Origin of the sequence: Prosthecobacter sp., from assembly GCF_044378005.1 — a bacterium.
Lineage (GTDB): Bacteria > Verrucomicrobiota > Verrucomicrobiia > Verrucomicrobiales > Verrucomicrobiaceae > Prosthecobacter.
This window is the reverse complement of sequence record NZ_JBILYB010000183.1, coordinates 1-10,392: the sequence shown is the minus strand read 5'-3', so window position 1 is coordinate 10,392 and position 10,392 is coordinate 1. Positions and strand designations below refer to the sequence as shown.

At 61.2% G+C, this 10,392-nt stretch carries 11 protein-coding genes; 6 read left to right on the top strand and 5 right to left on the bottom strand.

The annotated features are described in order from the left end of the window. Both AC6FTP_RS23370 and AC6FTP_RS23365 read left to right on the top strand, forming a co-directional pair. Positions 1-291: SDR family oxidoreductase (locus tag AC6FTP_RS23370; protein ID WP_497209317.1), on the top strand; the 291-nt coding region annotated here is incomplete at its 5' end. A 54-nt stretch (positions 292-345) separates the two neighbouring features. Continuing rightward, positions 346-1,407, top strand: a complete 1,062-nt coding sequence (locus tag AC6FTP_RS23365) for a sugar phosphate isomerase/epimerase family protein (protein ID WP_497209316.1) — start codon at positions 346-348, stop codon at positions 1,405-1,407. A gap of 1 nt (position 1,408) precedes the next feature. On the opposite strand, the gene AC6FTP_RS23360 is transcribed toward AC6FTP_RS23365, so the two are convergent. Then, positions 1,409-2,824 carry a cryptochrome/photolyase family protein gene (locus tag AC6FTP_RS23360; RefSeq protein WP_497209315.1) on the bottom strand — a complete coding sequence of 472 codons (1,416 nt, stop codon included), beginning with the start codon at positions 2,822-2,824 and terminating at the stop codon, positions 1,409-1,411. Positions 2,825-2,994: 170 nt separating this feature from the next. Between AC6FTP_RS23360 and AC6FTP_RS23355 the strand changes: the two genes are divergently transcribed. Further along, a complete protein-coding gene (locus AC6FTP_RS23355; RefSeq protein WP_497209314.1) occupies positions 2,995-4,056 on the top strand; it encodes a hypothetical protein in 1,062 nt (353 codons plus the stop codon). A gap of 88 nt (positions 4,057-4,144) precedes the next feature. Here the strand turns inward: AC6FTP_RS23355 and AC6FTP_RS23350 are convergent, their stop codons facing one another. Then, the gene (locus tag AC6FTP_RS23350; protein ID WP_497209313.1) at positions 4,145-4,576 is read right to left on the bottom strand and encodes an acyl-CoA thioesterase; all 432 of its coding nucleotides are present in this window, start codon (positions 4,574-4,576) and stop codon (positions 4,145-4,147) included. An 82-nt stretch (positions 4,577-4,658) separates the two neighbouring features. On the opposite strand from AC6FTP_RS23350, the gene AC6FTP_RS23345 reads away from it, so the two are divergent. The 3 genes from AC6FTP_RS23345 to AC6FTP_RS23335 are packed head-to-tail and all read left to right on the top strand — an operon-like array spanning position 4,659 to position 6,925. After that, complete coding sequence (locus tag AC6FTP_RS23345) at positions 4,659-5,261, top strand: flavin reductase family protein (protein ID WP_497209312.1); 603 nt, start codon at positions 4,659-4,661, stop codon at positions 5,259-5,261. Further along, the gene (locus AC6FTP_RS23340) at positions 5,258-5,509 is read left to right on the top strand and encodes a DUF3253 domain-containing protein (RefSeq protein WP_497209311.1); all 252 of its coding nucleotides are present in this window, start codon (positions 5,258-5,260) and stop codon (positions 5,507-5,509) included. The genes AC6FTP_RS23345 and AC6FTP_RS23340 overlap by 4 nt, the downstream gene beginning before the upstream one ends. 42 nt (positions 5,510-5,551) lie before the next feature. Beyond that, entirely contained in the window at positions 5,552-6,925 is a 1,374-nt protein-coding gene (locus AC6FTP_RS23335; protein WP_497209310.1) for an FAD-binding oxidoreductase, read from the top strand. 98 nt (positions 6,926-7,023) lie between these two features. Here the strand turns inward: AC6FTP_RS23335 and AC6FTP_RS23330 are convergent, their stop codons facing one another. The 3 genes from AC6FTP_RS23330 to AC6FTP_RS23320 form a co-directional block, all read right to left on the bottom strand. Then, the gene (locus tag AC6FTP_RS23330; RefSeq protein WP_497209309.1) at positions 7,024-8,409 is read right to left on the bottom strand and encodes an SGNH/GDSL hydrolase family protein; all 1,386 of its coding nucleotides are present in this window, start codon (positions 8,407-8,409) and stop codon (positions 7,024-7,026) included. A 152-nt stretch (positions 8,410-8,561) separates the two neighbouring features. Then, positions 8,562-9,752 carry a vanadium-dependent haloperoxidase gene (locus AC6FTP_RS23325; protein ID WP_497209308.1) on the bottom strand — a complete coding sequence of 397 codons (1,191 nt, stop codon included), beginning with the start codon at positions 9,750-9,752 and terminating at the stop codon, positions 8,562-8,564. A gap of 6 nt (positions 9,753-9,758) precedes the next feature. Next, a partial coding sequence (locus AC6FTP_RS23320; RefSeq protein WP_497209307.1) for an Ig-like domain-containing protein occupies positions 9,759-10,392 on the bottom strand: 634 nt, incomplete at its 5' end.

Below are 10,392 nucleotides of genomic sequence, written 5' to 3'. Positions count from 1 at the left end.
GCGCACTACAGCGCCTCGAAGGCTGGCGTCATTGGATTAACGAAGTCTCTGGGCAAGGAGCTCGCCACCTCAAACATCCTCGTGAACTGCATCACTCCGGCGGTGATCGAGACGGACATCCTGAAGCAGCTCACGCAGCAGCACGTGGATTACATGCTCTCGAAGATCCCGATGAACCGCTTCGGACAGAAGCATGAGGCGGCGGCGCTGGTGGCCTGGCTGTGCTCGGAGGACTGCTCCTTCAGCACGGGCTCGGTCTTTGACCTCTCGGGCGGTCGCGCGACTTACTGAGTTTGGAGGAAAAGTCTGCTTCCCATCCGCGAATCGGATGGATAGACTCGCGTCATGCTCAGACGCTCCCTGTTCCCACTCATCGCGGCCATGCCGTGGATGATGCAGGCGGCACTGGCGGGGCGGCGACTGGGGATGGTGATCCACTCTTTCTCCAGCCGTTGGCGCGGGCGCTACTCCAGCGTGAAGCTGCCACCGCTGCGCGATGTGCTAGACGCGATGGATTACCTCCGCGGCGTGGGTGTACATAGCTTGCAGATCGGTGTGGATGGCTGGGACATGGAGCTGGCGAGTCGGGCACGAGCCTCATGCGAATCCTACGACATGCGGCTGGAGGGCATCGTGCGGCTGCCGCAGGGACAGGGGGATGCGGAGCGCTTCACGCGTGACCTGCGGTTGGGGAAGGAAGCGGGCATGACTCTCTTCCGCGTGGCTGCCGGAGGCAGGAGATATGAGATCTTCACCACGCGGGCTGACTTTGAAACCTGGAAGGCAGGGGCGCAGCGGTCGCTGGCGGCCAAGGTCGGCGTGAAACTCGCGGTGGAGAATCACAAGGACTTCGAGACGGATGAGCTCGTGGAGCTGATGCAAAAGATGTCGAGCCCGCAGATCGGCGTGTGCCTTGATACCGGCAACAATCTGGCGCTGCTGGAAGATCCGCTGACAGTGGTTCAGAAGCTCGCGCCCTACACACTGACGGTGCATCTGAAGGACATGGCCGTGCGGCAGGCGGAGGATGGCTTTTATCTGGCGGAGGTGCCGCTGGGCATGGGGATGCTGGATCTGCCGGAGATGATTCGGGTCATCAGTGCTGCGGCACCCCAGGCGGAGTTTCATCTCGAAATGATCACGCGGGATGCCCTGCTCATCCCTTGTCTGCGTGATGACTACTGGGTCACCTTTCCGCAGAAATCAGGCCGCGATCTCGCACGGACGCTGATGCTGGTGAAGACACGCGCGGCAGCATCGCCGCTGCCGAAAGTCTCCGAACTGCCGATGGAAGCGCGGCTGGCGCTGGAGGAACGAAACGTGCTCGGCTCCGTGCTCGTGGCCGGAGAGAAGCTTGGCTTCAGCCAGCTCCAGATGAAGGCGGTGCGGGAGTTCGACGAGCGCTGACTCAGCGCTGACGATGCTTGGCAAAGATGGCCAGTGTGCGTTCACGCTCGGTGCCGTGGTCCACGATGGGCAGGGGGTAGCCGGGTGCGATGGCGCGGTTGTCTTTGGGCGGAGCCACGAAGCGCTCGGGAGACACGTTTTTGAGTTCGGGCACCCACTGGCGGATGTAGGCTCCATCGGCGGCGTAACTCTTCGTCTGAGTCCACGGATTCTGAATGCGGAAGTAAGGCGCGGCATCGGCTCCGGTGCCTGCACTCCACTGCCAGCCGCCATTGTTGCTGGCGTTTTCACCGTCCACGAGATGCTGCATGAAGAAGCTCTCGCCGAGCTTCCAGTGGCAGTGCAGATCCTTCGTGAGAAACATGGAGACGATCATGCGCACGCGGTTGTGCATGAAGCCGGTGGTCAGCAGTTCGCGCATTCCAGCATCGACGATGGGGAAGCCTGTTTTGCCCTGGCTCCAGGCTTGGAAATGCTCGTCTCGGCCCACCCAGGGAACGCCGCGAAAGTCAGTGGAGAACTCTTCATCAAAGACCTCGGGATAGAACCAAAGGATCGCGAGATAGAACTCCCGCCACGCCAGCTCCTTGAGGTAGGTTTCGATGGAGGTGCGCTCGTCCGCCTTCGTGGCCTGAGCCACCGCCGCCATGCAGCGGGCGAAGAGTTCGCGGATGGAAATCAGCCCGAAGCGGAGATCCTGCCCGAGCCGGGAAGTCGTGATGCCTGCGGGCGTGTTTCGGCTTTGGGCATAGCCCATCAAGCGACGGTCTTCGATGAAGCTCTTCATTCGCTCCCGTGCGGCTCTTTCTCCCGGTGCTGGCAGTGTGGCGGAGGTGGCGGCGAGCTGCCAGTGATCCAGCGTGGGCAGTGGGTCACTTGGGATCTTGCTCGCCAGACCCAGCGAGGCGGGTTTGCTCACCGGAGTGACTTTATCCAAAGACAGCCAGTTCCGCGAATACGGCGTGTAAACGCGATACGGTCCGCCGCTGCCGGTGAGCACTTCCTCGGGCTCGTGCAGCACGCGATCTTTGAAACTGTGGCACTCGATGCCGTGTCGTGCACAGACGGCCTGCACCTTCTTCTCCATCTCACGGCCGTAGGGATCATAGTCGCGATTGAAATACACCGCGCTGGCCTGGGTCTCGCGGATCAGCTTCTCGATCTCCAGATCGGCGCGACCGGTGCGTAGGATGAGACGGCTGCTGTTCGCTTCGAGGTTCTTGGAGAGTGATTCCAAACAGCCGCAGAGGAATTGCTGCCGGATGCTGCCGGTCCAGCCATGGTTCTTGGTCCAGTCACTGAGCACATAGACCGGCACCACCTGCGTGGAATCCTTGGCGGCGGCGGTGAGGGCGGTGTTGTCCATCAGGCGCAGATCGCGGCGGAACCAGTGGATGACAGTGGCGTGTTTGGGCATGGCGAACGCTTACGTCTATGAGCGGACTTGGGAATCGACTTTATCTGCGAGGCTTCCAGGCTTTCTGCATCCCGCACTCCAGCGTTGATTTCTCAGCACGAGTCAGCGAAAGGGACGCCCGTCCGGCCCCGTTTGCCGTATCCTCGTTTTTCCCCCAACCCCCGACGCCCATGACCCCCGAAGAAGCCAAAGCGCAGCTCGACAACCAAGTCCGTGAAACCATCAACTGGCACTTCTCGCCCGAGACAGGCTGCCCCTTCTGGCTCGACTGGGCGAAGAAGAACTTCGACCCACGCGGCGTGGTGAACAGCTACGAGGACATCATCGCCAAGTTCGATCACTTCCAGGACGAATGGTTGCGCGATCTTCAGCCCGAAGTCTGGGTGCCCGCCGCCTTTAAAGGTAAGCCCTTCAACATCTTCGAAACCGGCGGCACCACCGGCATGCCAAAGCAGCGCATCGGCTGGAATGACTTCCGCGTGGATTACGAGGAGTTCAGCCACAAGCTCGACGACGAGCATTTCCCGCCCGGCGAATCCTGGATCATGGTCGGCCCCACCGGTCCGCGTCGTCTCCGTCTCGCGGTGGAGCATCTGGCGAACTATCGCGGCAGTTCCTGCTACTTCGTCGATCTCGATCCCCGCTTCGTGAAGAAGGCCATCTCGAACAAGCAGTTCGATGTCGCCCGCCAGTACATGGACCACGTCATTGATCAGGCCGTGCTCATCCTGAAGAACCGCAAGGTCTCCGCCATCTTCACCACGCCAAAGCTTCTCGAAGCTCTGGCCGAGAAGGTGGATCTCTATAGCGCTGGCATCCGTGGCTGCTTCGTCGGAGGCACCACCATGACGCCTCAGTATGTGCGCTTCATCGTCGAGGAAGTGCTGGAGGGTCGCATCGGTTTCTACCCGACCTATGGCAACACGTTGATGGGTCTCGCCGCCAGTGTGCCGCTGACTCCAGAAGACAACTTCTCCATCACCTACTACGCGCCGCAGCCACGCGCCGTGCTCCGCATCGTTGACCCGAATCAGACGGACAAGACCGTCGATTATGATCAGTGGGGCCGCGTCGAACTGACCACACTCACGAAGGAATTCTTCATGCCCCGCTTCCTGGAGCGTGACGAAGCCATGCGTCGCAAACCCCGCGCGCCGTATGCCTGGGATGGAGTGGCCGATGTGCGTCCGTTTGGAGCGATGGAGAAGACTATCGTCGAAGGCGTGTACTAATCAGGCACCTGCCCGTGTTTCCAAATCGAGTGAGGAGAGTCATCTCCTCACTCTTTTTTTTGAGGAGATGCGCCCGGCAGAGCGGCACTCACGCCTTCTTCAAGAACAGCTCCGCATACTTCTCCGCCCACTCTGCCGGCAGGCGCAGCGGCTTCGCCTGCGGCATCTGAACCAGTGCCAATGCCTGACGGCAGGTGATCAGCACCGCCTCCTCACCTGCGCGACGAACCTCAAACGCCATCCAGAAGCGCACCCGCTCCACCCGTTCCAGCCTGCCGCTGATGATCAGGTGATCCCCCAGCGTCGCGGATTTACGGTAATCAATCTCCGTGCGCACCACGACCGGATAGACCTGTGTCGTCGCCATCTCTTTCAACCTCATGCCCATGTTCGCTGCAAGCCGCGTGCGGGCGGTCTCGATCATCCGCAGGTAGGCGATGTTATGCACCACCCCGCCGATGTCGGTGTCGAAAAACATGACTTCCTCGCGGGTCTCGATGGTGGGTGATTCTTCAGGCATGGAGCAGGTATGGCAAAGGTAAGTCATAGAGCAAGGCGGACCTCGGCTTGAAAACAACTCTCGGTGCTTTACTGCAAGCCCTATGGAACTCGACCTTACCGGCCCTCTTCGCGAAGAGGCCTACATGATCCTCTCCGGCCTCGTCACACCACGGCCCATCGCCTTGACCACGACCGTCGATCTCGAAGGCCGGGTGAATGCCGCGCCCTTCAGCTTCTTCAATGTCTTGGGAGATTCGCCGCCCATCGTCGGTCTCTGCCCCGGCGACCGCTCCCCTGGCGTGCCGAAGGACACCGCGCGGAACATCCGGCTGACGCATGAATTTGTGGTGAACCTCGTGGATGAATCCATCGCCTTGCAGATGAATCACTGCGCGGCCAGCCTGCCACCGGGGGAGAATGAACTCACGGACACCGGCCTCACCACCGTGCCGAGCAGTGTTGTGAAGCCGCCGCGCATCGCCGAAGCGCCGGCCAGCCTCGAATGCCGCAGCCACAGCATCATCGAGATCGGAGACAACCGCCTCATCATCGGCGAAGTCCTGCGCGTTCATGTCCGTGATGACATCTTTGATCCCGAGACCTGGCTGGTGCGGCCAGGCAGCTATGCCCCCATCGGCCGCATGCAGGCTCCACACTGGTATTGCCGCACGAGCGATATGTTTGAGCTGCATCGTCCGCGATGAAACAGGAGATCATCCGCGAAGTTATCCTGCGACTGACAACGGCTCGTGGGCCGGGCAAAACGATCTGCCCTTCTGAAGTGGCTCGGCATCTCCATCCTGATGACTGGCGTGCGCTCATGCTCCCGGTGCGTGAAGTGTCCGATGAACTCCACCGGGAAGGGAAGATCCGCATCACCCAGGGCGGCAAAGATGTGGACTTGGCCCAGGTTCGCGGGCCGATCCGCCTTTCGGCAATCCAGGCACACTGAGACCCCTTGCCCGCCCATCCATCACGGCTAAAGGAGAAGGACATGCCCTCCCTCGCAGACGACCTCATCTCTCTCCTCGGCCCGGATCGCGTGTCCGTCACGGACGCCGATCTCGCCACGCACAGCACGGATAAATGGTTCGCCTCGAATCCGCCGCAGGTCGTCGTCCATGCGCAGTCCACCGAGGATGTGTCAAAAACACTGCGCTACGCGAACGAGCACAGCATCCCCGTCACCGCGCAGGGTGCGCGCGTCGGTTACGTCGGTGGTTGCGTGCCTTCTCACGGTGGCATCGCGCTCTCCGTGTTCGGGATGAACCGCATTCTGGAAATCAACACCGCTGATGGTGTCGCTGTCGTGGAACCTGGTGTCATCACCGGTGAACTGCAAAAAGCCGTGCGTGAACTTGGCTGGTTTTATCCGCCTGATCCCGCCTCCCTGAAGGAATGCAGCCTCGGGGGAAACATCGCCACGAATGCAGGCGGCCCGCGCTGCCTGAAATACGGCGTCACTCGCCATTACGTCCTCGGTTTGGAGGCCGTGCTGGCAGATGGCAGCATCGTGAAGGCCGGCGGACGCTGCCATAAAAACAAGACCGGCTTCGATCTCGTCGGGCTCATGGTCGGCAGTGAGGGAATGCTCGGCGTCGTCACCCAGGCCACCCTCCGTCTCATCCCGCATCCGCCCACACGCGCCATGCTCTCCGCAGGCTTCCGCACCTTTGCGGAGGCCGCGAATGCCGTGCAGCGCATCCTGAATTCCGGGTTCCTGCCGAGCGCGCTTGAGATCGCCGACAAATTCACCCTTCGCGCCGCACGTGAATACCTCGGCGAAAGTGTCACCCCGCAGGGCGATGCGCATTTGCTCGTCGAAATAGACGGTCACGAGCCCAGCGTGAAAGGCGAACTCGCTCTGCTCGCGCAACTCGTCCGCGATCTCGGCTCCATCGACCTCGAAGAAGCCATGGGCGAAGCTGCCTGCGAGCGCTTTTGGAAACTGCGCCGCGAGTTCAGCTACAGCCTGCGAAACACCGGCCTCATCAAGCTCAACGAAGACATCGTCGTCCCGCGCAGCAAGCTCGTCGATCTTGTCGAGTTCGCCGAACGCCTGCAAAGCGAGCACGGTTTCCCCGTAGCCTGCTTCGGCCATGCGGGCGATGGGAACATCCACGTCAACATCATGGTCCCCACCATGGACGATCCCGCCATCCGCGAGCGTGCCGAGACTGCTCTCGACCAGCTCTTCCGCCAGATCATCGCCTGGAACGGAGCCATCACTGGCGAGCACGGCGTAGGCATCGCCAAAAAGCGCTGGTGGCGCGAAGCCGTCACCGATGCCACGCATGAAGCGCACCTCCGCGTGAAGGCCGCGCTCGATCCCAAGAGCATCCTCAATCCAGGGAAGTTCCTGGGATGATCCTGGAGCGCCGACGAGTCGTCGTCTTCATTGTGTAAGACGACGTTTCGCCGCCAGCTCCAGGATCCAAAATCTGCGGTGCTTGATGCCGGGCCGGATCAGGCGGCTTTCTTCTTGGCGGCACCTTTGCCCTTGCCCTTAATGGCGGCTTGGGCAGAGGGGCGGACTTCGATCTTCACTTCGGCAGGTTGGTTGGCCTTGTAGATCTCGTCTTCGAGGGCGGCTGCCTTCTGGAGGAGCTCGGCTTCCTTGGCTTTGCCTTCGCCTGTCCACCAGGTTTCAAAGGCGGCTTTATCGCCACGGAGTTTGCCTTTGCGCTGGCCGTAGAGATTGCGAAGCGGGCGGATGGCTTCGTCGTTGCGTTGTTTGTTCAGGGCGATGACGCGCTGGGCCTGTGCGAGGGTGGCGGACTCTGGGTCGCTCTGGAGTTCGATCTTTTTTCCAAGCTGGATGTGGTCCCAGGTGCCGACGAGCTGGCCATTTTCGAGCACGTCGTAGCGGCCGGGTTGGAGGCCGGTGAGGGTGAAGACTTCACCGCTTTTGCGATGCCCGGAGGCGGTGAGGGTGGCGCCGAGTTTGGATTCATCCAGCACGGCCCAGGGAAGGCATTTGGGCTGGAGGGTGAGGGAGATGGACTTGCCGACTTCGCCGCCGGTGAGGGTGACGGTGCTACCGAGGCTGGCGGTGGCCTTCCACGCGCCATTCACGGGAGTGGCCATTACGTTCCAGACGGAGCCGGGCTCGTCAAAGGCCTCGACCATGGAGTAGGACATGACGAAGGAGCCATCGCCGCCGGGATGGATGGCATCGGCGATGAGGGTGAAGTTCGGGTCTTTGCGGCGGCCATCCGTGGTGAGCTTGTTCAGGGGGCCGAAGAGGTCGATGAAGCCGTAGCCGCGCTTGCGGGCGACTTCCTGGCCCCACTTGCCGAAGTAGGCGAGCACGGCGTTGTAGTTGTCAGGGCTCTTGTTTTTGCCACGGGCGGGATCTTTGGCCACCATCTGCTCGAAGGCCTGGTGGTCGAACATGGTGGGGCTCATGAGGAAGACGCGGACTTTGAGCTCGTCGAGGCGGTCGAGAAGCTTGGTCATGCCTTCGGCGTAGGTTTTGAAGATCTCGGGGCTGAAGTCCTGGTAGGCACCGTCGTTCATGCCGAGGAGGACGGTGGCGACGGTGGGCTTGAAGCTGGCGATGTCGTCCTCGAAGCGGGCCAGGGCATCGGCGGCGCGGTCACCACTGACGCCAGCATTGCGGAAGTGGAGGCGGAGCTTCGGGTAACGGGTGTAGTAGAAGTCCTCCACGTACTGGGTGTACTGGCACTGGTGGGTGATGGAGTCACCGATCCAGATGACGCGGTCGCCATCCTTCAAGCCGAGCCCGGCTGGCTGAGGGGCGGGCTTGGCGACGAGCTTTGGAGCCTGGGCGAGGGTGAATGAGGCGATGCCAAAGGTGGCGAGGAGAGTGAGGACGTGTCGTGGTTGCATGACGGGAGAAGCCAAACGCGGGCAGGGGCGGCAGCTATCGGAGAAACTGATAAGGAGTCTTCCAGAATTGAAGCCTTACGCCATCCCGCAAGGCGGCGCGTGCTTTGTCGAAGATTTTTCCTGGCTTGCGGAGTTCGGCCAGCATTCTGCAGTTACTCCTGAAAGTGCTCCAGCGCATATGCGGCGATCAATCTCCCGAGCTGCAATCCATGCTTTCCTGCGGCTGGGAAATGGATGCCGCCATAGATTCGACTTTGGGCGATTTCCTCAGCGCAGGTGTGAAAAGAGGTAAACCGGCGCTTGGTGTCCTTCACATCATCGCTGCTCGCCTCAAAACTGATGTTCTCCTTGCCAAAGTGATGCTCCATGACGGTGGCGGCGGCTCCACTGATGCCAGAGTGACCGGAGACATACTCAGGATGCGGCGGGGTACGGAGCAGCGGCTCCCAGGTTTTGTCGGCTTCGGTGGCGTCGTTACCATCTTCATCCGCCCGCTGGATGGCGGTGACAGGCCGCCAGTAGTTGTAGTGATACTTGCTGTCCCAGATGCTGATGCAGGTGTCCGCCATGGTGACGTTCAGCAGGGCAAAGAACCGCGCGCTTTCCACCAACGGGAGCTTTTTGGTTCGGCAGATCTCGCGCGCGATCTCATTCCAATGACCCGCTGGAGAACTTGTGTAGCTGAAGTCCGCCCAGAATTTGGCGATCATGGTCTGCTCCGCCGTGCGTAGGCTGCTGACCTTGCCGCCGATGGCGCGGAGATGATTCACTTCTTCGGCATACTGGGCACTGCCGAGAGGCGGTGGTGGCGGCACGCGGAACTTCGTTACGTCATCGAGCACGAAGGGTTTCACCTTTCCCCAATGCGGAAACTCCGGCGGGCGGAAGTTCGGCGGGGTGCGCCGCCACTGGCCGGGTTTATCACTCGGCACGTAATGGATCGTGGTGCTGGAACCATCGCCCTCGCGCTCCTTGAAAACTCGCGTCACTTCCTGATCGACGATCTGCCGCACGCCATCGCTGGCGGAGGCCAACTTCAGAGTGGCATCCAGCTTTTCCGCCATCTTCGACTGCGAGGGGAAGAAGGAGAGAAAGGCCGAGCGTGCAGCGAGATGAGCGGTCTGCTCCTGGGCCGAAGCGTCGAGCTTCTGCTTCACTGACTCTTTGACCGAACAATGAATGGCCAGGTGGAAGATGGGCAGGTTTCGTGAGACTAGGCAGGGCGGGGGAGTCTCCTTCCGCACGGCATTGAGGAAGGCTTCGTTCCAGTCTTCAATGATGCCTGCCGATGCCAGAGACGCAGCACTCAGCAGACCGAGGGCAAGTGTGAAATGGCGATGCATCACGGTTCAATCCCCAAAGTTCGCCGTGAGAGTGGTTCCGATTTCCATCAGCACGGAAATCTTCGGTGAGGTGGAGGTCACGGCACCCGTCCAGCCGAGAAACTTCTTCTTGGCGTTCGGTGTCGCCGTGATGGACACGAGCTTGCCGACATCACGCTGGGTGGCACCGAGGAATCCTTTGCTCACGGTGCCTGGTCCGGTAACGGCGACGGTGAGATCACTCTTCAGCGGGGTCCAGAAGGAGTGGGTGAGCACTTCGGATTCGTCGGCATTGGGAGATGTGTCTATGGCTTTGACAAAGACGGTGTAGAGGCCGCCCTCGCCGTTCTGAACGGGGAGGTTGTAGGTCCAGGCCGTGGTGCCGGAGGCATCGACGGCAGGGCTGAGCACGCCATTGTGCAGCACCTGGATCTTCACACTGGCGATGCCCTGCTTGTCGGCGGCCGTACCTTTGATCTGAACGATGCCGCCCGTGACAACCTTGAGAGTGCTGTTGGCTGCCGGGGCGCTGATCTTCACGGTGGGAAGCGGTGCGATGCCGATGGGACCTGCATCACCTGCCACGGGGGCGAGATCGGGATTGGCTGCGAAGACCATGTCGCCGCCGAGTGGACCGCCAAGGAAGTAACCCGCTCCGAGG